At 61.6% G+C, this 23,855-nt stretch carries 22 protein-coding genes; 8 read left to right on the top strand and 14 right to left on the bottom strand.

Going from position 1 to position 23,855, the window contains the following annotated elements; genetic code table 11:
- Positions 1 to 12: 12 nt before the first annotated feature.
- Complete coding sequence (locus HBO11_RS15235) at positions 13 to 2,352, bottom strand: heavy metal translocating P-type ATPase (protein WP_169954960.1); 2,340 nt, start codon at positions 2,350 to 2,352, stop codon at positions 13 to 15.
- Between the two features lie 85 nt (positions 2,353 to 2,437).
- Here HBO11_RS15235 and cadR point away from each other — a divergent pair, with 85 nt between their 5' ends.
- Positions 2,438 to 2,887, top strand: coding sequence for a Cd(II)/Pb(II)-responsive transcriptional regulator (gene cadR / locus HBO11_RS15230; protein ID WP_169954961.1), 450 nt, complete (start codon positions 2,438 to 2,440; stop codon positions 2,885 to 2,887).
- Positions 2,888 to 3,001: 114 nt separating this feature from the next.
- Here cadR and HBO11_RS15225 read toward each other — a convergent pair whose 3' ends face one another.
- Both HBO11_RS15225 and lgt read right to left on the bottom strand, forming a co-directional pair.
- Positions 3,002 to 3,973 carry a thymidylate synthase gene (locus HBO11_RS15225; RefSeq protein WP_029289382.1) on the bottom strand — a complete coding sequence of 324 codons (972 nt, stop codon included), beginning with the start codon at positions 3,971 to 3,973 and terminating at the stop codon, positions 3,002 to 3,004.
- A 51-nt stretch (positions 3,974 to 4,024) separates the two neighbouring features.
- Positions 4,025 to 4,837 carry a prolipoprotein diacylglyceryl transferase gene (gene lgt / locus HBO11_RS15220; protein ID WP_169954962.1) on the bottom strand — a complete coding sequence of 271 codons (813 nt, stop codon included), beginning with the start codon at positions 4,835 to 4,837 and terminating at the stop codon, positions 4,025 to 4,027.
- A gap of 213 nt (positions 4,838 to 5,050) precedes the next feature.
- On the opposite strand from lgt, the gene HBO11_RS15215 reads away from it, so the two are divergent.
- Positions 5,051 to 5,797, top strand: a complete 747-nt coding sequence (locus HBO11_RS15215; RefSeq protein WP_169954963.1) for an NRDE family protein — start codon at positions 5,051 to 5,053, stop codon at positions 5,795 to 5,797.
- 111 nt (positions 5,798 to 5,908) lie between these two features.
- Here the strand turns inward: HBO11_RS15215 and ptsP are convergent, their stop codons facing one another.
- Together ptsP and HBO11_RS15205 are read right to left on the bottom strand one after the other, a co-directional pair.
- Positions 5,909 to 8,188: a phosphoenolpyruvate--protein phosphotransferase gene (gene ptsP / locus HBO11_RS15210; protein WP_169954964.1), complete on the bottom strand. Its 2,280-nt coding sequence runs from the start codon at positions 8,186 to 8,188 to the stop codon at positions 5,909 to 5,911.
- Positions 8,189 to 8,210: 22 nt separating this feature from the next.
- Entirely contained in the window at positions 8,211 to 8,690 is a 480-nt protein-coding gene (locus tag HBO11_RS15205) for an RNA pyrophosphohydrolase (RefSeq protein WP_032858866.1), read from the bottom strand.
- A 143-nt stretch (positions 8,691 to 8,833) separates the two neighbouring features.
- On the opposite strand from HBO11_RS15205, the gene HBO11_RS15200 reads away from it, so the two are divergent.
- A complete protein-coding gene (locus HBO11_RS15200) occupies positions 8,834 to 9,490 on the top strand; it encodes an HAD family hydrolase (protein ID WP_169954965.1) in 657 nt (218 codons plus the stop codon).
- 112 nt (positions 9,491 to 9,602) lie between these two features.
- On the opposite strand, the gene HBO11_RS15195 is transcribed toward HBO11_RS15200, so the two are convergent.
- Together HBO11_RS15195 and ilvA are read right to left on the bottom strand one after the other, a co-directional pair.
- Positions 9,603 to 10,016: a DUF2269 family protein gene (locus HBO11_RS15195; protein ID WP_169954966.1), complete on the bottom strand. Its 414-nt coding sequence runs from the start codon at positions 10,014 to 10,016 to the stop codon at positions 9,603 to 9,605.
- A gap of 40 nt (positions 10,017 to 10,056) precedes the next feature.
- Positions 10,057 to 11,571, bottom strand: coding sequence for a threonine ammonia-lyase, biosynthetic (gene ilvA / locus HBO11_RS15190; protein WP_169954967.1), 1,515 nt, complete (start codon positions 11,569 to 11,571; stop codon positions 10,057 to 10,059).
- Between the two features lie 136 nt (positions 11,572 to 11,707).
- Here ilvA and rpiA point away from each other — a divergent pair, with 136 nt between their 5' ends.
- Positions 11,708 to 12,379, top strand: coding sequence for a ribose-5-phosphate isomerase RpiA (gene rpiA / locus HBO11_RS15185; RefSeq protein ID WP_076963671.1), 672 nt, complete (start codon positions 11,708 to 11,710; stop codon positions 12,377 to 12,379).
- Positions 12,380 to 12,727: 348 nt separating this feature from the next.
- Entirely contained in the window at positions 12,728 to 14,674 is a 1,947-nt protein-coding gene (locus tag HBO11_RS15180; protein ID WP_169954968.1) for an autotransporter domain-containing protein, read from the top strand.
- A 7-nt stretch (positions 14,675 to 14,681) separates the two neighbouring features.
- Here the strand turns inward: HBO11_RS15180 and HBO11_RS15175 are convergent, their stop codons facing one another.
- The 4 genes from HBO11_RS15175 to HBO11_RS15160 form a co-directional block, all read right to left on the bottom strand.
- The gene (locus tag HBO11_RS15175; protein WP_169954969.1) at positions 14,682 to 15,602 is read right to left on the bottom strand and encodes an SdiA-regulated domain-containing protein; all 921 of its coding nucleotides are present in this window, start codon (positions 15,600 to 15,602) and stop codon (positions 14,682 to 14,684) included.
- 121 nt (positions 15,603 to 15,723) lie between these two features.
- Positions 15,724 to 16,650, bottom strand: coding sequence for an SdiA-regulated domain-containing protein (locus HBO11_RS15170; RefSeq protein WP_169954970.1), 927 nt, complete (start codon positions 16,648 to 16,650; stop codon positions 15,724 to 15,726).
- A gap of 263 nt (positions 16,651 to 16,913) precedes the next feature.
- The gene (locus HBO11_RS15165) at positions 16,914 to 17,579 is read right to left on the bottom strand and encodes a fumarylacetoacetate hydrolase family protein (protein WP_169954971.1); all 666 of its coding nucleotides are present in this window, start codon (positions 17,577 to 17,579) and stop codon (positions 16,914 to 16,916) included.
- Positions 17,580 to 17,603: 24 nt separating this feature from the next.
- Positions 17,604 to 18,998: an FAD-binding oxidoreductase gene (locus tag HBO11_RS15160; RefSeq protein ID WP_169954972.1), complete on the bottom strand. Its 1,395-nt coding sequence runs from the start codon at positions 18,996 to 18,998 to the stop codon at positions 17,604 to 17,606.
- 205 nt (positions 18,999 to 19,203) lie between these two features.
- Between HBO11_RS15160 and serA the strand changes: the two genes are divergently transcribed.
- Entirely contained in the window at positions 19,204 to 20,433 is a 1,230-nt protein-coding gene (gene serA / locus HBO11_RS15155; protein WP_029289418.1) for a phosphoglycerate dehydrogenase, read from the top strand.
- A gap of 63 nt (positions 20,434 to 20,496) precedes the next feature.
- Here serA and HBO11_RS15150 read toward each other — a convergent pair whose 3' ends face one another.
- Entirely contained in the window at positions 20,497 to 20,934 is a 438-nt protein-coding gene (locus HBO11_RS15150) for a DUF4399 domain-containing protein (protein ID WP_169954973.1), read from the bottom strand.
- 134 nt (positions 20,935 to 21,068) lie between these two features.
- On the opposite strand from HBO11_RS15150, the gene HBO11_RS15145 reads away from it, so the two are divergent.
- Positions 21,069 to 21,692: a transporter substrate-binding domain-containing protein gene (locus tag HBO11_RS15145; RefSeq protein ID WP_169954974.1), complete on the top strand. Its 624-nt coding sequence runs from the start codon at positions 21,069 to 21,071 to the stop codon at positions 21,690 to 21,692.
- Positions 21,693 to 21,823: 131 nt separating this feature from the next.
- Here the strand turns inward: HBO11_RS15145 and HBO11_RS15140 are convergent, their stop codons facing one another.
- Positions 21,824 to 22,318, bottom strand: a complete 495-nt coding sequence (locus tag HBO11_RS15140; RefSeq protein ID WP_169954975.1) for a DUF523 domain-containing protein — start codon at positions 22,316 to 22,318, stop codon at positions 21,824 to 21,826.
- 2 nt (positions 22,319 to 22,320) lie between these two features.
- Positions 22,321 to 22,953 carry a 2OG-Fe(II) oxygenase gene (locus HBO11_RS15135; protein ID WP_169955048.1) on the bottom strand — a complete coding sequence of 211 codons (633 nt, stop codon included), beginning with the start codon at positions 22,951 to 22,953 and terminating at the stop codon, positions 22,321 to 22,323.
- A gap of 131 nt (positions 22,954 to 23,084) precedes the next feature.
- On the opposite strand from HBO11_RS15135, the gene HBO11_RS15130 reads away from it, so the two are divergent.
- Positions 23,085 to 23,837 (top strand): DUF2059 domain-containing protein, encoded by a 753-nt coding sequence (locus tag HBO11_RS15130; protein WP_169954976.1) that lies wholly within the window; start codon positions 23,085 to 23,087, stop codon positions 23,835 to 23,837.
- Positions 23,838 to 23,855: the final 18 nt, after the last annotated feature.

Here is a 23,855-nt window from a genome sequence, read left to right as displayed (position 1 = left end):
CCCTCTCATCGACTATTTGCGCAGTAGGCGCAGACCATTGAACACCACCAGCAGGCTCACGCCCATGTCGGCGAACACCGCCATCCACATAGTGGCCATGCCCATGAAGGTGACCGCCAGGAAGATCGCCTTGATCACCAGCGCCAGGGCGATGTTCTGCTTGAGGATACTCGACGTTTGTCGCGACAAGCGTATGAATGCCGGAATCTTGCGCAAATCGTCGTCCATCAGCGCAACGTCGGCGGTCTCGATGGCCGTGTCGGTGCCCGCTGCAGCCATGGCAAAGCCAATCTCGGCGCGGGCCAGGGCCGGGGCGTCGTTGATGCCGTCGCCGACCATGCCGACCCGGTGGTTTTTCCCGTACAGGTCCTCGATAGCCTTGAGCTTGTCGGTGGGCAGCAGGTCGCCCTGGGCCTGGTCGATGCCCACCTGGGCGGCAATTGCCTGGGCGGTGTGGGTGTTGTCGCCGGTGAGCATCAGGGTCTTGATGCCCAGCTCGTGCAACTGCTGGATGGCTTCGCGGCTGCTGTCCTTGACCGTATCGGCCACGGCGAACAGCGCCAGTGGGCCAGATGTGTCGAGCAGCAGCACCACCGACTTGCCTTGTTTTTCCAGGGCGAAGAGTTTTTCTTCAAGGGCCGGCGAGCACAGGCCCAGTTCTTCCACCAGGCGATGGTTGCCCAGGTGATAGACCTGGCCATTGATCTCGCCGCGCACCCCGCGCCCGGCCAGGGCTTCGAAGTTATCCACAGCCTGTAGCGGGAGTTTTTTATCCACAGCGGCATTGGCGATCGCCAGCGACACCGGGTGGTCGGAACGCGCGGCCAGGCTGGCGGCCAAGGCCGGCGCGCGGTCCTCCAAGTTGGGGAACAACGCCAGGTAGTCGGTCTGCACCGGCTTGCCGTGGGTGATGGTGCCGGTCTTGTCCAGGGCCAGGTAGTCGAGCTTGTAGCCGGCCTCCAGGTACACGCCGCCCTTGATCAGGATGCCTTTGCGCGCAGCGGCAGCCAGGCCGCTGACGATGGTCACCGGGGTGGAAATCACCAGCGCACAAGGGCACGCGACCACCAACAGCACCAGGGCGCGGTAGATCCAGTCGAACCACACCGCGCCCATGAACAGCGGCGGGATCACGGCCACGCCGAGGGCAAACAGGAACACCGCCGGGGTGTAGATTTTCGAGAAGCTGTCGACAAAGCGCTGGGTCGGCGCCCGCGAGCCCTGGGCCTGTTCCACTGCGTGGATGATGCGCGCCAGCGTCGAGTTGTTGGCGGCAGCGGTCACCCGGTATTCCAGGGAACCGGCCTGGTTGATGGTGCCGGCGAAGACTTTATCGCCCACGGTCTTCTCGATCGGCAGGCTCTCGCCGGTGATCGGCGCCTGGTCGATGGTGGACTGGCCGGCAGTGACTTCGCCGTCCAGGCCAATGCGCTCGCCGGGACGTACCCGCACGACAGCGCCCAGTTCAATGGTCTTGACCTCTTGTTCGACCCAGCTACCGTCAGCCTGGCGCACCGTGGCCCGCTCCGGGGTCATCTGCATCAAGCCACTGATGGCATTGCGCGCACGGTCCAGGGACTTGGCCTCGATCAACTCGGCCACGGTAAACAGGAACATCACCATCGCCGCTTCCGGCCACTGGCCGATCAGGATCGCACCGGTCACGGCGATGCTCATCAGCGCGTTGATGTTCAGGTTGAGGTTTTTCAGGGCAATCCAGCCCTTTTTGTAGGTGGTAAGGCCGCCACTGAGGATCGACACCAGCGCCACCAGCGCCACCACCCAGGTCGGGGCCGCGTCAGTGAAATGGATCACCTCTGCTGCCAGGGCGCAAAAACCAGACAGGGCCAGCGGCCACCAGTGCTTCTTGGCCGGTGGTGCGGCGGCCGGCACGCCCTCTTCGATCGGATCGGCCTGCATGCCCAGGGACTTGATGGCCTCGACGATCGGCGCGGTGCTCGGCAGGTCGTGGGTCACGCCGAGGATACGGTTGATCAGGTTGAATTCCAGTTGCTGCACACCGGCCATCTTGCCCAGTTTGTTCTGGATCAGCGTCTGCTCGGTGGGGCAGTCCATGGCCTCAATGCGGAAGGTACTCAGGCGCGCGTTGGCGCTGGTTGCTTGCGTCAACGTCACCAGCGACGGGGCTGCGGCGCCGGAACAGCAGGAGCCGCCACCGTGATCATGCTTTTTCACAGGCGCAAGCTTTTGCGCGTGATCATGATGGCTATGATCATGGCCGTGGTCGTGATGGCTGTGATCATGGTCGTGGTCGTGATGGCTGTGATCATGGTCGTGATCATGATCGTGGCTGTGGTCGTGCTTGTGCGGGGTGCGCAGGGAATCGCTCATTGTGTCGCGTCCATGAAGGTGCCTGTTGCCAAGTAAAGACCCTGTAGCCACTATAGGGTCAAGCACCCTTTTGGAGATTGCTGCGATGAAGATCGGCGAACTGGCAAAACTGACCGACTGCCCGGTGGAAACCATCCGTTATTACGAGAAAGAAGGCCTGCTGCCACCACCGGCGCGCAGTGAGGGCAACTACCGGCTGTACACCCAGGCGCACACCGAGCGCCTGACCTTTATCCGCAACTGCCGCAGCCTGGACATGACCCTGGAGGAAATCCGCAGCCTGCTCGGCCTGCGCGACAGCCCCCAGGACCAGTGCGAGAGCGTGAATGCACTGATCGACGAGCATATCCATCACGTCAAGGCGCGGATTGACGGGTTGCTGGCCTTGCAGACACAACTACTCGACCTGCGCCAGCGCTGTGGCGAAGGGCCGGAGATCGACCAGTGTGGGATTTTGCAGCGGCTGGAGGTCAGTGGGAGTGTGGCGGCCAGTGAGGCGGAGCACTCACATGTGGGTCGTAGTCACGGCCATTAGATAATGGGGTAACTGAGCTGACGCCATCGCAGGCAAGCCAGCTCCCACATGTGCCTGAGTACTCGGTCACATGTAGGAGCTGGCTTGCCTGCGATGCAGACGATGCGGTCTCGACTAGACCGCCATCGGCGCCGTCATCGGCGCATGGTGCTCATAGCCTTCCAGCGAGAAGTCGCCAGGCTCGATCAGCTCCAGCCACTCCGGCTGGTACACGCCGGTCTTGGCAAACTCCGGCACGCGCTCGCTGATCACCAACTTCGGCGCGGCGAATGGCTCGCGCTTGAGCTGTTCGTTGAGCATGTCCAGGTGGTTCTCGTAGACGTGCGCATCACCGATGAAATAGGTGAACCAGCGCGGCGTGTAGCCGGTCAGGCGCCCGATCAGGCTCAGCAGCGCGGCGCCTTCGGTGAGGTTGAATGGCGTGCCCAGGCCCAGGTCGTTGGAACGGATGTAGAGGGTCAGGGAGATTTCCTTGGTCTCGACATTCGGGTGGAACTGGTACAGCAGGTGGCACGGCGGCAAGGCCATTTCATCGAGCTGGGCGCAGTTCCAGCCGTGGAACAGGATGCGCCGGCTGCCCGGGTCCTTGATGATGGTGTCGACACACTGGCGGATCTGGTCGATGGCCTTGTACAGCACCACGTAGGCCTGGCCGTCTTCCTCGCCTTCGGCGATCTGGCGATAGCCCTGGGCCAGGGTCTGCTCGATAGCGGCCTGGTTGCTTAGCGGGATCTGCTTGTACGCCGGCCATTTGCGCCATTGCACGCCGTAGATCTCGCCCAGGTCGTCCTCGCCCTGGCGGAACGGGTTGGCCAGCCACTGCGCGTTTTCGTTGGCGTTCTGGTCCCAGACCTTGCAGCCCAGGGCGCGGAATTCGGCGGCGTTATTCACCCCACGCAAAAAGCCGCACATCTCGCCAATCGCCGATTTGAAGGCCATTTTGCGGGTGGTGATGGCCGGGAAGCCTTCCTGCAGGTCAAAGCGCAACATCGCACCGGGGAAGCTGATGGTGTTCACGCCAGTGCGGTTGGCCTGCTTGGTGCCGTTGTTGATGACGTGGGAAACCAGCTCGAGATATTGCTTCATGACATTACCTGTATCGGTGAAGCCGAGGCCCTCGGGCCTCGGCGTTCGAATTTATAGCGCAGTGGTCTTGATCGCCTGTGGGCGGTTGTAAGCCCACCAGAGCAGGCCCAGGCCAACAAGAATCATCGGAATGCTCAGTACCTGACCCATGGTCAGCCAGCCGAACGCCAGGTAGCCCAACTGCGCATCCGGCACCCGCACGAACTCGACGATGAAACGGAAAATCCCGTAGAACAGGGCGAACATCCCCGAAACCGCCATGGTCGGCCGCGGTTTGCGCGAGTAGATATAGAGGATCAGGAACAGCGCCACGCCTTCCAGGGCGAACTGGTACAACTGCGACGGATGGCGCGCCAACTGCGCCGGGTCGCTGAACGGCGGGAACACCATGGCCCACGGCACATCGGTCGGCTTGCCCCACAGCTCGGCGTTGATGAAGTTACCGATCCGCCCGGCACCCAGGCCAATCGGCACCATCGGCGCGACAAAATCCATCAGTTGGAAGAACGACTTACCGTTGCGCCGGCCAAACCACCAGGCCGCGAGCATCACGCCGATAAAGCCGCCGTGGAACGCCATGCCGCCCTTCCATACCTCGAAAATCAGGGTCGGGTTGGCCAGGTACGCGCTCAGGTCGTAGAACAGCACATAGCCCAGGCGCCCGCCGACGATCACGCCCATCGACATCCAGAACACCATGTCGGAGAGCTTCTCCTTGGTCCAGGTCGGGTCGAAGCGGTTCAGGCGTCGGGAAGCCAACAGCCAGGCGCCGCCGATGCCGATCAGGTACATCAACCCGTACCAGTGGATTTTCAGCGGACCGATGGCCAGGGCCACCGGGTCGATCTGCGGGTAAGGCAGCATTGCGACTCCTCGTTAAATCATTCGTTATTGCGCACGGACCTTGCCGGTGGACGATTAAGCCTGCGTTACAGCAGCTCGATCAAATGAAGAAGTTCGCACCCGCGCCAAGCAGCCTGGCATGTTAACGGATGGGAGGCATCTGGCCCAACTTCGATACGATGGATAGCCGGCGGTTCTATGGGTAGAGTGAGCAAAACACAAAAGGATCGCCTTATGTGCCTGATTGTTTTCGCCTGGCGGCCGGGCCATGCCCAGCCGCTGATCGTCGCGGCCAACCGTGACGAATTCTACGCCCGGCCCAGCCTGCCCTTGGCCCAGTGGCCGGATGCACCGCAGGTGTATGCCGGTCGCGACCAGGAAGCGGGAGGCACTTGGCTGGGGGTCGGCGCCGATGGACGGTTTGCCGCGCTGACCAATATCCGCGACCCGCACCAACCACCGGCGCGCAAGTCCCGCGGCGAGTTGGTGGCGCGTTTTCTCGGTGGTTCGCTGCCGGTTGCCGACTACTTGACCGAGGTTAACGGCAGATCGATTGAATATGCCGGATTCAACCTGTTGCTTGGCACGCCGCACGAGCTGTGGCACTACAACGCCAATGAATCGGCCCCCACCCAACTGAAGGCCGGGATCTATGGTTTATCCAACGCCGGGCTGGATACGCCCTGGCCAAAGCTGCTCAAGGCCAAGGCGGCACTGGCCCAAGTGCTGAGTGATCCGCAGCCGGATGCCTTGCTGAAAATTTTGAGCGACCCGCAGACCGCTCCTTTTGCCGAGTTGCCGGATACCGGGGTGGGGTTGGCTACGGAGAGTTTGTTGTCGAGTGTGTTTATCGCCAGCCCCAGTTATGGGACGCGGGCGAGTACCGCGCTGATTGTGCATGCCGATGGGCTGCGACATATGCTCGAACGCAGCTTTGGGCCCCATGGGGGGCGGTTGGGCGAGGTGGAACTCAAGATCTAACAGCGCCGCAGGTCAACTGTGGGAGCGGGCTTGCCCGCGATAGCATTGGATCAGTCGGCATCTTAGTTGACTGACCTACCGCAATCGCGGGCAAGCCCGCTCCCACATTTTTTAGAGGGTTTTCGTCGCGGTCGGATTGATCATCCGCGCCAACCCCAGGCTTTTCAGGGCCAATTGCAGCGAGCTGTGGATAACTTGCGGGTTGTCGATGGTCATCAGTTCCGCCAGCAAGTCCTTGGCCTTGCTCAGGTTGATCTGGCGCAGCATCCACTTGACCTTGGGCAAGTTGGTGGCGTTCATCGACAGGCTGTCAAAGCCCATGGCCATCAACAGCACCGCCGCCGCCGGATCACCGGCCATTTCCCCACAGATACTCACCGGCTTGCCTTCGGCATGGGCATCGCGTACCACGTTCTGCAAGGCTTGCAGCACCGCCGGGTGCAGGTAGTCGTAGAGGTCGGCCACCCGTGGGTTGTTGCGGTCCACGGCCAGCAGGTATTGGGTCAGGTCGTTGGAGCCCACCGACAGGAAGTCCACCTGCCGCGCCAGTTCCTTGGCCTGGTACACCGCGGCCGGGATTTCGATCATCACGCCAATCGGCGGCATCGGCACGTCGGCGCCTTCGTCGCGCACTTCGCCCCAGGCCCGGTGGATCAGGTGCAGGGCTTCTTCCAGCTCATGGGTGCCGGAGATCATCGGAAGGAGAATGCGCAGGTTGTTCAGGCCTTCGCTGGCCTTGAGCATGGCGCGGGTCTGGACGAGGAAGATTTCGGGGTGGTCGAGGGTAACGCGGATACCGCGCCAGCCAAGGAAGGGGTTGTCTTCCTTGATGGGGAAATAAGACAGTGACTTGTCGCCGCCGATGTCCAGGCTGCGCATCGTCACCGGTAACGGATGGAAGGCGGACAGTTGCTCGCGATAAATCGCCAGCTGCTCCTTCTCGCTCGGGAAACGTTGGTTGATCATGAACGGCACTTCGGTGCGGTACAGGCCCACCCCTTCAGCGCCACGTTGTTGCGCACGCGCCACGTCCGCCAGCAGGCCAGTATTGACCAGCAGCGGTACACGGTGGCCGTCGAGGGTCACGCAGGGCAGTTCGCGCAGGGCATCGAGCCCCTGGGACAGCTGGCGCTCCTCCTCGACAACTTCGGCGTACTGCTTGCGCAGCACCTCGCTGGGGTTGGTGAACACCTCGCCACGGTGCCCGTCGACGATCATCGAAATGCCGTCGACCTTGGAATACGGCAGGTCCACCAGGCCCATCACTGTCGGGATGCCCATGGCACGGGCCAGGATCGCCACGTGGGAGTTGCCCGAACCCAATACCGAGACCAGGCCCACCAGTTTGCCTTCCGGCACTTCGCCGAGCATGGTGGCGGTCAGTTCTTCACTGATCAGGATGGTGTTGTCGGGGTAGACCAGGTTGGTGGTGCGGTCTTCCTGCAGGTAGGCCAGCAGGCGCCGACCGAGGTCACGCACATCCGAGGCGCGCTCGCGCAGGTAGGCGTCGTCCATCAATTCAAAGCGGTTGACGTGATCGGTGACCACCTGGCGCAGCGCGCCCTGGGCCCACTGGCCGGTCTTGATCACGGTCTTGACTTCGTTACCCAGGGACGCGTCGTCGAGCATCATCTGGTACACGTCGAACAGCGCCCGTTCTTCGGGGCGCAACTGGGTGGCCAGCTTGGTCGACAGGTTGCGCATATCGGCGCGCACGCCTTCCAGGGCGGTCTTGAACAGTTTGATTTCCGCGTCGATGTCGTCGACGGACTTGTCCGGCACCACATCGAGGTCGGCCGGCGGCAGCATGACCACCGCAGTACCGACCGCCGCACCCGGCGAACCCGGTACGCCGACGAACTTGGCTTCCTGGATCCCCTTGCCCTGGCGCCCCAGGCCGCGAATCGAGCCGGTGGCTTCGGCGTGGGCGATCACCCCGGCCAACTGCGCGCTCATGGTCACGAGGAAGGCTTCTTCACCTTCATCGAACTGGCGGCGTTCTTTCTGCTGGATGACCAATACGCCGACAACGCGGCGGTGGTGGATGATCGGTGCGCCGAGGAATGAGGCATAGCGCTCTTCACCGGTTTCGGCAAAGTAGCGATAACGCGGGTGATCGGCCGCGTTTTCAAGGTTCAGGGGTTCTTCACGCGTCCCCACCAGGCCCACCAGACCTTCATTGGGCGCCATGCTGACCTTGCCGATGGAGCGCTTGTTCAAGCCCTCCGTGGCCATCAGCACAAAACGGTTGGTTTCGGGGTCCAGCAGGTAAACCGAGCAGACCTGGCTGCCCATGGCTTCCTTGACGCGCAACACAATAATCCCCAACGCCGCCTTGAGATCCTTGGCGGAGTTAACTTCCTGGACGATCTTGCGCAGCGTATTGAGCATGGCTCGGGGTCGAACTCCGTCGTCAGTCGCGCGCTAAAAGGCGCGGGGCAAGCTCTTTGAGAGCGCGACGATAAACCTCGCGCTTGAATGTCACCACCTGGCCCAACGGATACCAATAACTGACCCAGCGCCAGCCATCGAACTCCGGTTTACCGGTCAAATCCATACGCACCCGCTGCTCGTTGGAGACAAGGCGCAGCAGAAACCACTTTTGCTTCTGGCCGATGCACAGCGGTTGGCTGTGGGTACGCACCAGGCGTTGCGGCAAACGATAGCGCAACCAGCCTCGGGTACAGGCCAGAATTTGCACATCTTCGCGCTCCAGGCCGACTTCTTCGTTCAACTCACGGTACAGGGCGTCTTCAGGGGTTTCATCGGGGTTGATCCCACCCTGGGGAAACTGCCAGGCATCTTGGTTGATTCGGCGAGCCCATAGCACCTGTCCGGCATCATTCGTAAGAATAATCCCGACATTTGGACGGAAACCATCGGGGTCGATCACGGCAACAACCTCGCAAACGCATGTCGCCGCATTGTTCCACAAAGCTTGTTGCAGCGGCAACGAGGCTGCTTACCTTATGTGCACTCTTGTGAAAAGACCGTATTCTGGACGCCTTTTTACAGACTTTTCAGCGAGTAACCGCAATGCGCCTGGCTTTATTCGACTTGGACAACACGCTTTTGGGCGGCGACAGTGACCACGCCTGGGGTGATTACCTGTGTGAGCGCGGCATCCTCGATGCCGTTGCCTACAAGACCCGCAACGACGAGTTCTACCAGGATTACCTGGCCGGCAAGCTGGACAACGCCGCGTACCTGAACTTCAGCCTGGAGATCCTCGGCAGCACCGAGATGGCCCAGCTCGACGAATGGCACCGCGACTTCATGCGCGACTGCATCGAGCCGCTGATGCTGCCCAAGGCGGCTGAACTGCTGGCCAAGCACCGCGCCGCCGGTGACACGCTGGTGATCATCACCGCCACCAACCGCTTTGTCACCGCGCCGATTGCCGCACGTTTGGGGGTTGAAACCCTGATCGCCACCGAATGCGAGATGGCCGATGGCCGCTACACCGGGCGCAGCACCGATGTACCGTGCTTTCGCGAGGGCAAGGTCACGCGCTTGAATCGTTGGCTGGAAGAGACCGGGTATAGCCTGCAAGACAGCTATTTCTATAGCGACTCGATGAATGACCTCCCGCTGCTGGAGCAGGTGACCCACCCGGTGGCGGTGGATCCGGACCCGAATCTGCGGGCCGAGGCCCAGAAGCGTGGCTGGCCGGTGATTAGCCTGCGCGGCTGATAAAGCTTTCGCGAGCAAGCCCGCTCCCACATTCGACTGCATTCCAAAGGTGGAACCCGATCAAATGTGGGAGCGGGCTTGCTCGCGAATGAAGGCGACCCGGTTTCAAGCCTTAAGCGGGTTTGGCACCCATCAACCCGGCAATCGCCACAAACCCCACCAGGCTGACAACCGCCAGGGCCAGGGTGAATTTCGCACTGCCCGTACCGCCCAGCCGCAGGCGATTGAGGCGCACCACCAGCCAGAACCAGGCCAGCGCCGCCACGGTGTAGATCACGCTGGAGCCCAGGATCCATGTCTGCCCCAATGGCCAGCCGATCAGGTGCACCAGCCACCAGCCGGTAAACGGCATGCTCACCAGGCTTACGCCCATCAACAACCAGACAAACAGCCATGGCCGGTGCAACGTAACCGCCGGGCCGGCGGCGCGCTTGCGCCAGCTCAGTACGGCCAGCGCCAGGCCACTGGCCAACAGCAGCACTGTTGCCACCATGTGGATCGTCTTGAGGGTCGTCAGATATTCCATGCTCTCGATTCCTTAAAGGCCGCCCAGTCAGCGTAGTCGCTCAACCGAGGAACAGCTGATAGGCCGGGTTGTCACTTTCATCCCAATACGGGTAGCCAATCGCTTCCAATGCCGCTGGCACCAGGTGGCGCTCGTTGGCCGGCACTTGCAGCCCAGCCACCACGCGGCCATCGGCCGCACCGTGGTTGCGATAGTGGAACATCGAGATGTTCCAGCGCCCGCCCAACTTATTCAGAAAGTTGAACAAAGCCCCAGGACGCTCCGGGAACTCGAAGCGAAACACCACTTCATTGCTGACATGCGCCGCATGCCCGCCGACCATATGGCGGATGTGCAGCTTGGCCAGTTCGTTCTCGGTCAGGTCCAGCACCGGGAAACCCTGCTCGCTCAGGCTGGCAATCAACGCGCTGCGCGGGTCGGTTTCCGGGTGGGTCTGCACCCCGACAAAAATGTGCGCTTCGCTGCCGGAGTGGTAGCGGTAGTTGAATTCGGTGATCTGGCGCTTGCCCACGGCCTCGCAGAAGGCCTTGAAGCTGCCCGGGCGCTCGGGGATGGTCACGGCAATGATCGCCTCGCGACCTTCGCCGAGCTCGGCGCGCTCGGCCACATGGCGCAGGCGGTCGAAGTTGACGTTGGCCCCGGAATCAATGGCGACAAAGGTCTGGCCGCTGACGCCACGGGTCTCCACATACTTCTTGATCCCGGCCACGCCCAATGCCCCTGCAGGCTCGGTGATGGAGCGGGTGTCGTCGTAGATATCCTTGATCGCCGCGCAGATTTCATCGGTGCTGACGGTGATCACTTCATCCACATAGTCCTTGCAGATATCGAAGGTGTGCTGGCCGATCTGCGCCACCGCCACGCCATCGGCAAAGATCCCCACGGCCGGCAGTACCACGCGTTCGCCCGCGGCCATGGCGGCTTGCAGGCAGTTGGAGTCGTCCGGCTCGACACCGATGATCTTGATCTCCGGGCGCAGGTACTTCACGTACGCCGCGATGCCGGCAATCAGGCCGCCGCCGCCCACTGGGACGAAAATCGCATCCAGCGGCCCTGGGTGCTGGCGCAGGATTTCCATCGCCACGGTGCCCTGCCCGGCAATGGTGTGTGGATCATCGTAGGGGTGAATATAGACGTAGCCTTTTTCGTCGACCAGTTTCAGCGAGTACGCCAGCGCTTCCGGGAAGGAGTCACCGTGCAGCACCACTTTGCCGCCACGGGAACGCACGCCTTCGACTTTGATCTCCGGGGTGGTCTTGGGCATCACGATGGTGGCCTTGACCCCCAGCACCTTGGCCGCCAGGGCCAGGCCCTGGGCATGGTTGCCCGCCGAGGCGGTGACCACGCCACGGGCACGTTCTTCGGCGCTCAGTTGGGTCAGCTTGTTGTAGGCGCCGCGAATCTTGAAGGAGAACACCGGCTGCAAGTCTTCACGCTTAAGCCAGACCTTGTTGCCCAGGCGCTCGGAGAGCTGGCGGGCGGTCTGCAACGGGGTTTCCACGGCAACGTCGTAAACGCGCGAGGTGAGGATCTTCTTGACGTACTGTTCGAGCATCGGAAAGCATCACTGGGCGGGTTGGGCAGGGCCGAGGAGTCTAACCCGCCTCTTGGCCGGACGACCACACGAATCCAGAGGTTTTGTTGGGTTATACTCGCGCCCCTCTTTACTCCCCGCCCGTTCCGGAGCCCGCATGACCCAGGATCAACTCAAACAGGCAGTGGCCCAGGCCGCCGTCGATTTAATCCTTCCTAAACTCGACGATAAAAGCATCGTCGGCGTCGGCACCGGCTCCACCGCCAATTGCTTTATCGATGCGCTGGCCCTGCACAAGGGCGCGTTCGACGGCGCCGTGGCCAGCTCCGAAGCCACCGCCGCGCGCCTCAAGGGCCATGGCATCCCGGTGTACGAGCTCAATACCGTGAGCGACCTGGAGTTCTACGTCGACGGCGCCGATGAAAGCGACGAGCACCTGAACCTGATCAAGGGCGGCGGCGCAGCCCTGACCCGCGAGAAGATCGTCGCAGCCGTGGCCAAGACCTTTATCTGCATCGCCGACGCCAGCAAGCTGGTGCCAGTGCTGGGCAACTTCCCGCTGCCCGTCGAAGTGATCCCCATGGCCCGCAGCCACGTGGCCCGCGAGCTGGTGAAACTGGGCGGCGACCCGGTGTACCGCGAAGGCGTGCTGACCGATAACGGCAACATCATCCTCGATGTGTTCAACATGCAGATCACCAACCCGGTGGAGCTGGAGACCCAGATCAATGCCATCGTCGGCGTGGTCACCAACGGGTTGTTTGCAGCGCGGCCTGCCGATGTACTGCTGCTGGGGACCAGTGAAGGCGTGAAAACCCTCAAGGCCTGATGCTGTATGTGGGAGCTGGCTTGCCTGCGATGCAGGCGACTCGGTCTTTGAGCAAGACCGAGTTGATGCTATCGCAGGCAAGCCAGCTCCCACATTTGACCGAGTTGTACCCGATGTACATGTAACAAAAACGCTACTTTTCGCAGCATCCCCTCCCCCGCCTGCCCCAATTTGTGCGCCAGCTCACGGCATCCTCTGCCATATCTGGTATCAAATCCGTTACAACTTATAGCCAGGCGACCCCCACTTCCAACAACGCGCCAATTCGCGACCGCCCCATGGAATGAGGCGCGCATTGTGCAATCGGTCCCGCCGAGCCACTCCCTCAACCACCTCAAGGAAGACCTTGTGATCAAGCCCCTAGCCCTCGCTGTCAGCGTTGCCTGTGCCCTGCTGTCGACTCAATCCAATGCCTACGACTACGGCGAGCACGCCAATGTCACCCTGGAAAAGCTGATCACCGACTACCCCGGCCGCTATCGCGGCACGGCCAACTTTGCCGGGGCCGCCGACTGGATGCAGAGCCAGATGGGCAGCGCCTACAACATCAGCCGCCAGGACTTCACCTGGAATGGCGGCAGCCGCGCCTCGCAGAACGTGGTGGCCTACGCCGCCGGTACCAAACCGCAATACGTAGTGATTGGCGCGCACTTCGACACCTACTTCGGCCGCCCGACCCTGCAAGGCCTGGACGACAACGGCTCCGGCGCCAGCGTGCTGACCGAAGTGGCGAAGAACCTCGGTGGCCTGCAACTGGAAAACGGCCTGCAGATCGTCGGCTTCGGCGCCGAAGAGGAAGGCCTGCGCGGCTCCCGGGCGTTTGTCGACTCATTGAGCGCCAGCCAACGCGCCAATATGCTGGCCATGATCAACCTCGACAGCCTGATCACCGGCGACATGATGTACGCCCACGCCGGCCAGAACAGCACCGCCAACCCGGCCCTGGCGTCGTTACGCGAACACACGTTCCAGATCGCCAAGGAGTTGAACATCAACCTGTTCACCAACCCCGGCCTGGACGCGCAATACCCCGCCGGCACCGGCTGCTGCAGTGACGGCGAGGCCTTCGAGGCGCTGAACATCCCGATCCTGTATATCGAAGCCACCAACTGGGAACTGGGCGCCCTGGACGGCTACACCCAGACCAACAACCCGGCAATCCCCGGCGGCTCGACCTGGCACGACCCCAATGAAGACAACAAGACGGTCCTGACCAACGCCTTCGGCCAGGAACGCATCGACCAGCGCCTGCGCGACTATTCGCGCCTGCTCAGTCGCCTGGTGCTGGAGCTGACCAATGCCGACTTGATGGCTTCCACCACCTCGGGCGGCGCGGTTGCGCGCAATATGCAGGACAACCTGCAGCGCCAGCACCAGGCCATGGTGCGCCTGCACGACCGTCGCTGGCTGACTTTGCAAGCGGCCAGCCGTGAAGTCGGCAGCTTCGATGGCGAGATCGGCGTGGACGGCGAATACAACCCAGACAGCGGCTTCGACACCGCCCCCAACCCAGAGGCCCGGCGCCTGGGCCTGCATGCCCTGGGCGACTATCAACTGAGCAGCAGCCTGAACATCGGCGCCAGCCTCAGCTACCTCAACGGTCGCGACAAGCTGGAACACCGTGGCAAGCTGCAAAGCGACACCTGGCAAGCCGCGGTCTACGCCTTGTTGAACGATGGCGGCCCGACCTGGCTGGCCGGAGACCTGAGCGTGGGCCACAGCAGCTTCGACTCCAAGCGCAACCTGCTGATCCAGGCCAACGGTGGCCCCGTGCTACTTAACCAGCAATTGACTGGCGAGACCGACGCCCTGTCCCTGGGCGCCCGCGTGCTCGGCGGTTATGACTTCGATCTGGGCGCGATCAAGACCGGGCCGTTTGCCGGGCTCGATTACAGCCACTCGCGCATCGACAAGTTCCACGAGAAGCAGAACCTGCGCACCGCCCTTGAATATGAAGAACAGTCCTTCGATTCCCTGGAAGCCAGCCTCGGCTGGCGCGTGCGCGGTGCCGTGGCCCTGCCTTATGGCCTGAGCCTGATGCCCTACGGCGACATCGCCTGGGTCAAGGAATTGGCCGACGGCCGCCTCGACGACCTCGACCTGACCGCCCGCGCCGACGGCCAGGCCCGTACCGCACGCCTGGGCTCAGTGGACAAGAGCTTTGGCCGCGCACAGGTCGGCAGCCAATTGGCGATCACCCCGCAGCTTGGGGTGTACGCAGAGGTGAACGGCCGCCTGGGCCATGCCGAAGGCAGCCAGACCGGCTATTCGTTGGGTGTGCAGTGGATGTTCTGATCCACGCTTACCGCTGCTCGGGCTTTTTCTTGAAGACATAGAACAGGTTCGGCTCACTCACCAGGTACAACGTGCCATCGTCATCCATGGCAATACCCTCGGCCTGGGGCACGCGTTTCTTCAGGCCATTGCGCCCCTTGAGCAGCGACAAGCTGCTCAAGGGGCGACCGTCGATATCCAGTTCCAGCACCAGGTACGACTCATCGGACAGCGCCAGCAAGTGGCCGCTGCGCTCATCGTATTGCAGGCTGGAAAGGTCGCGTACAAACAGCCCGGCATCGCGCCGGGGGTTGTTGACCACGTGGACCGAGTAGGTTTTTTCCGGTTTGAAATGGGGAAAGCCGTGCACTTCGTAGATCAGCATCGGGTCCCGTTCCTTGGCGACAAACAGGCGCTTGCCCACTGAGTCATAGGCCAGCCCTTCAAAGCCTTTATTGCCCTTCAGGTGCACACCCAGGGTCATTTGCTCGGCCTCGGCCGCGTCGAGAAACTGCGTGTCGTCCTCCAGGTGAATCTTGATCAGCCGCTGCTGGCGTTCATCGCTGACCACGTAGGTGTTTTCGCTGATGAACTCCACCGCCTCGGCATCGCCAAACCCCACCAGGTTGATGCGCCGCAGGATCTTGCCGTCCAGGGACAGTTCCACCAGTTCGGCGTTTTGGTTGGTCACGGTAAACAGGCTCTTGCGCACCGGGTCGTAGGTCAGCGCCGAGACATCATCATCCAGGCCTTCAATCACCTGGGCTTCCAGCACCACCTCATAGTCCGCCAGGCCAATGGAGCGTTCATCCAGCGGTTGGCGCCAGGTCTGCCAGTTGAACCAGGCGCGCTCGAATAAACGAAACTGCTGGGCGACCACGCCCACAGCAACCAGGGCGATCAACACTAGGATAAGAAGGGCAGGTTTGGGGCGGGCAAATCGGCGCATGGGGGCTGGCTCAAAGTCAAAACTGGCAAATGAATATCACAGCCATCTGAATTTAAACTTAAACGCAGCTCAGTGTCTGGGGAATGCCGCTCATAGAGAAGAATCCGACGTAATCAATCGGCTATTTCTGCTTCTCGAAGCGGTAGAACAAATTGGGCTCGCTGACCATGTACAGGGTGCCGTTTTCGTCCATGGTCACGCCTTCGGCGCGGGGGATGGTGTTTTTCAAGCCGTTGAAGCCGCCCAGCACAGTCATGAAGCTGACTTGCTCGCCCTTCTCGTCCAGTTCCAGCAGCAGATGGGAGTCGGCGGACAGTACCAACAGGTGGCCGGTACGCGGATCGACACTCAGGGCCGAAAGGTTGCGGATATCCAGCTCGGAGCTGGGCAATTTCTGCTTGTCGCCCGCCAGGACCTGGCTGCCGTCGCTGGCCCAGGTAAACAGTTGCGCTGGGCGCTCGATACCCAGCACCAGCTGTTGATTGCGTTTGTCCCAGGTGATGGCCTCGAACGCCTTGTTCTGGTTCTTGGAGGGGCCCAGGTCGTAGCTCGGGTAGTCGGCGAAGGCCAGTTGGCGGGTGTCGGCATCGACCTTGACCAGGGTCACGTTGTGCCTGCGCTCATCCACGATGGCCAGCACGCCGTTTTCCATGACCGTCACGCCTTCCGGGTTGCTCCAGCCCACCATCGGAATCTTGCGCAACACATCACCCTGCAGGCTCAGCTCCACCAGGAACGGGTTTCTGCCCATGACGGCGAACAGGGTCTTGGTCCTGGGGTCGTAGGCCAGATCCGAAGCTTCGTCCTTTTCCATGCCGGGCAACGGCTTGGCGTCGATTACCGCCTGGTAATCCGGAAGCCAGATGCTCTCGCGACGCTCCATCGGGCTTTCAAACCGCTCCAACACCCACAACGCGCCCCGGTCATCCCAGTGCATCAACCAGGAAATCCCGTACATGATCGCCCCGGCCAGGAACAGCCAGGAATACCAGCGCATGTTCAAGCGCGAACGAAGAGTGGGTTTCACAGAAGGGAGGGGCACGGCCATGGAGGCATTCCAGATAATCGGCTGTAGGTGATGGCCCAGGCTCAGAGCGCCTGCGTACCATATGGCCGAGGATTATCCGGATGGAGTGTGAAAAAAATGCAAAGCCCCGATGTGCGCAGTACGCGCAAATAATCTGTGTACAAGCTTGTGTGGGAGCCGGGCTTGCCCGCGATGCAAGCACCGTGGTGCATCAGGCACACCGCGGTGATGCTATCGCAGGCAAGCCAGCTCCCACACAAGCCGGCTCCTACAGAGAGATGGGGTTAGCGTACGGCGCTTTCGAAGCGGCTGACACCCGGCAGTTCCAGCACCAGTTCGTCACCCACTTCCAGCGGGCCCACGCCCACAGGGGTTCCGGTCAGGATCACATCCCCGGCCTGCAGCGAGAAGCAGCCCGCCATGTGCTGGATCATCGGCACGATCGGGTTGAGCATTTGCGCGCTGTTGCCGTCCTGGCGCACCTGGCCATTGATGGTCAGGCGAATGCCGATATCGGTCAGGTCGGGGAAGGTGCTGCCCACCACGTACGGCGCAATGACTGCCGCACCGTCGAAGGACTTGGCGATTTCCCACGGCAGGCCCTTGGCCTTGAGCTCGGACTGCTTGTCGCGCAAGGTCAGGTCCAGGGCCGGGGCGAAGCCGGAGATGGCGTCCAGCACTTCTTCACGGCTCGGGGTTTTCGACAGCGGTTTGCCGATCAACACCGCGATTTCCGCTTCGTAGTGCACCGAACCGCGCTCGGCTGGAATGGCAAAGCCGCCTTCCAACGGCACCACGCAACTGCCCGGCTTGATAAACAGCAGGGGCTCGGTCGGCACCGGGTTGTCCAGTTCCTTGGCGTGTTCGGCGTAGTTGCGCCCGATGCAGACCACTTTGCCCAGTGGAAAGTGGATGTTGGTGCCGTCGACGTACTTGTGCTGATAGCTCATGGACCGCTTCCTCTTTCGTGATGGTTAAACAGCGAAGATCTTGCCCGGGTTCATGATCCCGTTCGGGTCGAACACGGCTTTCACTGCCTTCATATATTCGATTTCAACCGGAGAGCGGCTGTAAGTCAGGTAATCGCGCTTGGTCATGCCCACGCCGTGTTCGGCGGAGATCGAGCCGTTGTACTTCTCGACGGTCTCGAACACCCACTTGTTGACGGTGGCGCACTTGGCGAAGAACTCGTCCTTGGACAGGTTTTGCGGCTTGAGAATGTTCAAGTGCAGGTTGCCATCGCCGATGTGGCCGAACCAGACAATTTCGAAGTCTGGATAGTGTTCGCCGACGATCGCGTCGATTTCCTTGAGGAATGCCGGCACTTTCGACACGGTGACCGAAATGTCGTTCTTGTAGGGCGTCCAGTGGGAGATGGTCTCGGAGATGTACTCGCGTAGCTTCCACAGGTTGTGCAACTGGGTTTCGCTCTGGCTCATCACGCCATCGAGCACCCAGCCCTGTTCGACACAGTGCTCGAAGGTTTCCAGGGCGTGGTTGGCGACTTCTTCGGTGGTGGCTTCGAATTCCAGCAGGGCGTAGAACGGGCAATCGGTCTCGAACGGCGCCGGCACATCGCCACGGCCGAGGACTTTGGCCAGGGCCTTGTCAGAGAAAAACTCGAACGCCGTCAGGTCCAGTTTGCTTTGGAACGCGTGCAGCACCGGCATGATCGAGTCGAAGTCGGTGGTGCCCAACACCATTGCGGTGAGGTTTTTCGGGGCCCGGTCCAGGCGCATGGTGGCTTCGACCACAAAACCCAGGGTGCCTTCAGCGCCGATAAACAGCTGGCGCATGTCGTAGCCGGTGGCGTTCTTGATCAGGTCGCGGTTCAGTTCCAGCACATCGCCTTTGCCGGTGACGACCTTCATGCCCGCTACCCAGTTACGGGTCATGCCGTAGCGAATCACCTTGATCCCGCCGGCATTGGTGCCGATATTGCCGCCAATCTGGCTGGAACCGGACGATGCGAAGTCCACCGGGTAGTACAGGCCGTTTTCTTCGGCGACGTTCTGCAATTGCTTGGTGACCACGCCCGGCTGGCACACGGCGGTGCGATCGGTGAGGTTCACATCGAGGATCTGGTTCATGTAGTCGAACGACACCACCACTTCGCCATTGGCCGCCACGGCAGCCGCCGACAGGCCGGTACGCCCGCCGGACGGCACCAGCGCCACCTTGTGCGTGTTGGCCCAGCGAACAATGGCCTGCACTTGCTCAATGGTCTTGGGGAAGACGATAGCGGTCGGCGCGGGGGCGAAGTGCTTGGTCCAATCCTTGCCGTAAGCCTCCAGGGAGTCTGCATCGGTCAGCACTTTGCCGGGCTCAACCAGGGTCTTTAGCTCATCAATCAGGGCAGGATGGGTCATCGACAGAACTCTCGAACAATTCATGGTCATCCTGAGAACGCTTCACGTCGCAGGAATGAGTGTTTAGCGGGGCGCGTATGCTAGCATACCGCCCCCGCAGGACAGAGCCCAAGGGCGTTTCTGCGGTGACGGCTTTCCTGCCGTCCGGGTCAGCTTGCGCTGCTCGATTCCCTGCCATTTTTCTCCGGGATACAGGTTTACGCAGATGAGCAAGACTTCTCTCGATAAGAGCAAGATCAAGTTCCTTCTTCTGGAAGGCGTCCACCCATCGGCCGTCGACGTCCTAAAGGCCGCCGGGTACACCAGCATTGAGTACATCACCAGTTCTCTGCCGGAATCCCAGCTCAAGGAAAAGATCGCCGACGCGCACTTTATCGGCATTCGCTCCCGCACCCAGCTGACCGAAGAGATCTTCGACCACGCCAAGAAGTTGGTGGCGGTCGGTTGTTTCTGCATCGGCACCAACCAGGTCGACCTCAATGCAGCGCGCGAGCGCGGTATCGCGGTGTTCAACGCCCCGTACTCCAACACCCGTTCCGTAGCGGAGCTTGTGTTAGCGGAAGCCATCCTGCTGTTGCGCGGTATCCCTGAGAAAAACGCTTCCTGCCACCGTGGCGGCTGGATCAAGAGCGCGGCCAATTCCTTCGAAATCCGCGGTAAAAAGCTGGGTATCGTCGGTTACGGCTCCATTGGTACCCAGCTGTCGGTATTGGCTGAAGGCTTGGGCATGCAGGTGTTCTTCTACGACACCCTGACCAAGCTGCCGTTGGGCAACGCCACCCAGGTGTCGAGCCTGACCGAACTGCTGGGCATGTCCGACATCGTCACCCTGCACGTGCCGGAAACCGCTGAGACCCAGTGGATGATCGGCGAGAAGGAAATCCGCGCCATCAAGAAGGGCGGGATCCTGATCAACGCCGCACGCGGCACCGTGGTCGAGCTGGATGCCCTGGCCGACGCGATCAAGGACAAGCACCTGATCGGCGCCGCCATCGACGTGTTCCCGGTGGAGCCACGCTCCAACGACGACATCTTCGAAAGCCCGCTGCGTGGCCTGGACAACGTGATCCTGACCCCGCACATCGGCGGCTCCACCGCTGAAGCCCAGGCCAACATCGGCCTGGAAGTGGCAGAGAAGCTGGTCAAGTACAGCGACAACGGTACGTCGGTGTCCTCGGTCAACTTCCCGGAAGTGGCCCTGCCGGCTCACCCTGGCAAGCACCGCCTGCTGCACATCCACCAGAACATTCCTGGCGTGATGATGGAGATCAACAAGGTCTTCGCGGAAAACGGCATCAACATCTCCGGTCAGTTCCTACAGACCAACGAGAAGGTCGGCTACGTGGTGATCGACGTAGACGCCGAGTACTCGGACCTGGCGCAAGAGAAGCTGCAGCACATCAGCGGTACTATTCGTAGCCGCGTGTTGTTCTAAGGTTTCAAGCGCACCACGAAAAAGGGAGCCCCGCGGGGCTCCCTTTTTTCGTCTGAACAAATCTTACTTCACGGTAACAGTGATCACTTTTGAGGCTACAGTAGGTTCGAACTGACGATGCAGGTTATCGCCCGCCACCAGTTGCAGCGTGTGCTTGCCTGGGGCCAGGGTCAGTTCGGTCTTGGTTTGCGCCTTGCCGAAGTGGATCACAGTGTCGGTGGCCGGAATCGGCTGGCTTGGATCAGGCAGTTGCGCCTGGTCGACCAGCAGGTGGTGATGGCCTGCACCCGGGACTTGTTTGTCGATGGGCTCCAGGTCCATGCCCTTGATGCCAAACTCGACGGTGAAGGTCTTGTCGACGGTGGCGCCATCCTTGGGCGAAACAATGAACACTTCAGCCCCTTTGGGTGCCGGTGTGCGCGGGATATCCGCCGCAGACGCCAGCATTGAAGCCCCCAGCAGCAGGCTGGCCAGGGTTGCACGAGACAAAATGGCTTTCATTAACTTCTCCAGTTTTTCTATGAAATCTGTAGGGTTAAGACAACTTAGTGACGAAACGTTGTCCAAGGCACTCAACACCATAGCAAAGCGAGCCTTAACCGCGTCTCGCACCTTCGAATTCTTTAGGAGTGACCATGCGTTTTTTGCCTGGCCTGTTACTTGTGCTGCCTTTGCTGAGCCCCTTGGCTCACGCCGAACTGTTCGACGAGGTGTTTGACCGTGGCGAACTGCGCATTGCCCTGGAAGCGGACACGCCGCCCTTCAACTTCAAGGAAGGCGACAAACTCACCGGCTTTGAAGTGGACCTGGGTGAGTTGCTGGCTCGGGAAATGGACGTACGCGCCTCCTTTATCACCACCGACGACAGCGACTTGCTGCCCGGTGTGGAAAGCGGCAAGTACGACGTGGCGATCAACCACATCGCTGTGACTCCTGAACTGCGGGATCGTTTCGATTTCAGCGCGCCTTATAGCTATGCCAATGCCCAGATGCTTGCCAACAAGCAGCAAAAACCCCTGTTGAGCGGCCTGAATACACTCACCAGCAGTCAATTTGCCGCCAAGCCCACCGCAGGCGTGGATTTGCGCAGCCGGGTCGATGCCAAGGCCACGTTGACCCTGGCCATCCCCTTCCAGAAGGGCAACCCGGCGTTCAAATCGAGCCTGGACAAGGCACTGGAGCGGATCAAGGCCGATGGACGGCTGACGGCGCTGTCGGAAAAGTGGTTTGAGGCTGACACCAGCAAACCTGCCAAATAACCAATGTGGGGCCAGGCTTGTGTGGGAGCGGGCTTGCTCGCGAAAGCGGTGTGTCAGTCAACAAATCTGGCACTGATAAACCGCATTCGCGAGCAAGCCCGCTCCCACAAAAGGCTGGTCCTACATGGGATTTAAGCGGGGTTTGAGAGCTGGTCCAGGGCTACCGCCGCCTCGGCCAGCTCCAGCTCGCTGAACACCTGCACCCCATGGCGCTTGAGCAACGCCGCCGTCACGCCTTCGCCCGTGACTTTGACCCCACTGAAGGTGCCGTCATACGTCAGCAGGTTGCCGCAAGACGGGCTGTTGGCCTTGAGCACGGCGATGCGGATGCCATGGCGCTGCACCAGGGCCAGAGCCTGGCGCGCACCCTCGACAAAGGCGTCGCTGAAGTCCTCGCCATCGGCGGTCAGCACTTGGGCGCGGCCTTCCCACACCGCCATCCCCTGCCCGCCCGGAATCTCGGCAGATGGCCGTGGGGTAGGCAGGCCACCGGCTACCTCCGGGCATACCGCAACCACCCGGCCTTCGGCCTGCCAGGCGGCCAGTTGGTCAAACGGCCCGCTGGCCCCACCGTCGTAACGTACGCGATGCCCCAGCAGGCAGCGGCTGACCAGAATCTTTTGCATGCTCAAAACGGCTCGTTGCCCCGCCGGCGAAACCAGCCTGTCAGGGACAGGCGTTCGCGGTGGGCGGGCAGGACTTCGTGGGGCACTTCCCCCGACAGGAACACCACCAGGCAACCGCCGGTGGGGTCCACGTCATATTCAACGCCGTCCTTGAGGTACATGCGCAACTGGCCGCCGTGCTCGGGCAGCCAGTCCTGGTTCAGGTAGACCACCGCCGAGACCATGCGCCGGTCATCGTCGCGAAAACGGTCGAGGTGCTTGAGGTAGAACGCCCCCGGCGGGTACATGGCGAAGTGGCATTCGAACTCTTCCAGGCCGAGGAACAGCCCGCGGTTCATCGCCAGCCGCAGGTTGTCCATCAACGCCAGATAGCGGTCGCAGATCGCCGCCTGGCCGGGCTCCAGCCATTGGATATGGTCGCCACGGATCCCCTCGCGAATCTCCTGGGCCGGGCCGCGTCCGACAGCGGCCGGGGCCAATTCGCCTTCAATTGCGCGTTTATGGCACTCAGCCGCCAGTTCCAGGGTCAGAGCCTCTGGCAGGAAGATGTTCTGCTGCGACCAGCCCTTCACGGCCAGGTCGTCGACGATGCTTAGCAGCAGCGGGTCATCAGGGGATATTTGCATGGCGCGCATAGTATCCATACGCCTGGCAAACCGACAGCGCCGCCGAGCGCCTAAATACACTTTAGTCAGGCGATTGATAGGACTTCTCGACAAATCCTACGCCCGACACGGACAATAGTGGCCGACTGACAGGAGTCCCTATGCGTCGTTTGTTTTTATCCTTGCTGATGTTCTGCGTGTTGCCCGCCTGGGCAGACAGCCATGACCAGTTGTACGCGGTCGCCGGCTGGCCGGAACAACGCGCGCATTTTAATGACGCCTTGAGTGCCGCCCAGCAGCGCTACCGCAACAGCTTGCCGCCGGCGGTGTACCAGGCGCTGGTGGACAACAGCAATAAACGCTTCGCCCCCAAGGCCATGGATCAGCGCGCCGAAGCCCAGTTGCGCCAGAACCTGGCGGACCCAAAACCGGCGCTGGCGTTTTTCCAGTCGCCGCTGGGGCGCAAGATTGTCGCCGCCGAGTTGCTGGCGACCCGTCGCGACCAGTTGGCCAAGAACGCCCAGGGCTTGCCGCAGATCCAGGCCGACGCCACCCGCAGCCTGATCATCGGCCATCTGGCCCAGGCCCTGCCTGCCCGCGAAGCCGGGGCCGAAGTCAGCCTGGCGATTGCCGGCGTGGCCGCAGACAGCCTGAGCCAGATGATCCCCGGCCTGTTGGGCGGCGGTCAGGCGCAGAGCATGCTCAATGGCCAGCGCGAGCGGTTGATGCAGCAGATCGGCAATGACCTGAACAACACCTTGTTGTACGTCTATCGGGATTTGTCGGACCCGGAGCTGGAAGAATTCGCCACCTTTGCCGAGTCGCCGCAAGGCAAGGCTTACTACCAGGCAGCGCTGGCGGCGATCCGCGCCGGCTTGGCGGTTGGGCAAAGCACCTCAAGCCTGGCCCCCTGACGCTCCTCCCCCTGTATG

Origin of the sequence: Pseudomonas sp. WS 5010 (assembly GCF_012985565.1) — a bacterium.
In the GTDB taxonomy this organism is placed as follows: domain Bacteria; phylum Pseudomonadota; class Gammaproteobacteria; order Pseudomonadales; family Pseudomonadaceae; genus Aquipseudomonas.
Note: the sequence above shows the minus strand (reverse complement) of the source record. Positions and strands in the feature narration are given on the sequence as shown.

What these genes read in the sequence shown, in the direction of transcription:
- HBO11_RS15160 (WP_169954972.1), bottom strand. Translation starts at nt 18,998, where the DNA reads ATGACCCATCCTGCCCTGATTGATGAGCTAAAGACCCTGGTTGAGCCC.
- HBO11_RS15225 (WP_029289382.1), bottom strand. Translation starts at nt 3,973, where the DNA reads ATGAAGCAATATCTCGAGCTGGTTTCCCACGTCATCAACAACGGCACC.
- HBO11_RS15135 (WP_169955048.1), bottom strand. Translation starts at nt 22,953, where the DNA reads ATGCGCGCCATGCAAATATCCCCTGATGACCCGCTGCTGCTAAGCATC.
- HBO11_RS15140 (WP_169954975.1), bottom strand. Translation starts at nt 22,318, where the DNA reads ATGCAAAAGATTCTGGTCAGCCGCTGCCTGCTGGGGCATCGCGTACGT.
- HBO11_RS15215 (WP_169954963.1), top strand. Translation starts at nt 5,051, where the DNA reads ATGTGCCTGATTGTTTTCGCCTGGCGGCCGGGCCATGCCCAGCCGCTG.
- ptsP (WP_169954964.1), bottom strand. Translation starts at nt 8,188, where the DNA reads ATGCTCAATACGCTGCGCAAGATCGTCCAGGAAGTTAACTCCGCCAAG.
- HBO11_RS15235 (WP_169954960.1), bottom strand. Translation starts at nt 2,352, where the DNA reads ATGAGCGATTCCCTGCGCACCCCGCACAAGCACGACCACAGCCACGAT.
- HBO11_RS15130 (WP_169954976.1), top strand. Translation starts at nt 23,085, where the DNA reads ATGCGTCGTTTGTTTTTATCCTTGCTGATGTTCTGCGTGTTGCCCGCC.
- ilvA (WP_169954967.1), bottom strand. Translation starts at nt 11,571, where the DNA reads ATGCTCGAACAGTACGTCAAGAAGATCCTCACCTCGCGCGTTTACGAC.
- HBO11_RS15165 (WP_169954971.1), bottom strand. Translation starts at nt 17,579, where the DNA reads ATGAGCTATCAGCACAAGTACGTCGACGGCACCAACATCCACTTTCCA.
- HBO11_RS15195 (WP_169954966.1), bottom strand. Translation starts at nt 10,016, where the DNA reads ATGGAATATCTGACGACCCTCAAGACGATCCACATGGTGGCAACAGTG.
- rpiA (WP_076963671.1), top strand. Translation starts at nt 11,708, where the DNA reads ATGACCCAGGATCAACTCAAACAGGCAGTGGCCCAGGCCGCCGTCGAT.
- lgt (WP_169954962.1), bottom strand. Translation starts at nt 4,837, where the DNA reads ATGCTGCCTTACCCGCAGATCGACCCGGTGGCCCTGGCCATCGGTCCG.
- HBO11_RS15145 (WP_169954974.1), top strand. Translation starts at nt 21,069, where the DNA reads ATGCGTTTTTTGCCTGGCCTGTTACTTGTGCTGCCTTTGCTGAGCCCC.
- HBO11_RS15170 (WP_169954970.1), bottom strand. Translation starts at nt 16,650, where the DNA reads ATGGCCGTGCCCCTCCCTTCTGTGAAACCCACTCTTCGTTCGCGCTTG.
- HBO11_RS15175 (WP_169954969.1), bottom strand. Translation starts at nt 15,602, where the DNA reads ATGCGCCGATTTGCCCGCCCCAAACCTGCCCTTCTTATCCTAGTGTTG.
- HBO11_RS15150 (WP_169954973.1), bottom strand. Translation starts at nt 20,934, where the DNA reads ATGAAAGCCATTTTGTCTCGTGCAACCCTGGCCAGCCTGCTGCTGGGG.
- serA (WP_029289418.1), top strand. Translation starts at nt 19,204, where the DNA reads ATGAGCAAGACTTCTCTCGATAAGAGCAAGATCAAGTTCCTTCTTCTG.
- cadR (WP_169954961.1), top strand. Translation starts at nt 2,438, where the DNA reads ATGAAGATCGGCGAACTGGCAAAACTGACCGACTGCCCGGTGGAAACC.
- HBO11_RS15200 (WP_169954965.1), top strand. Translation starts at nt 8,834, where the DNA reads ATGCGCCTGGCTTTATTCGACTTGGACAACACGCTTTTGGGCGGCGAC.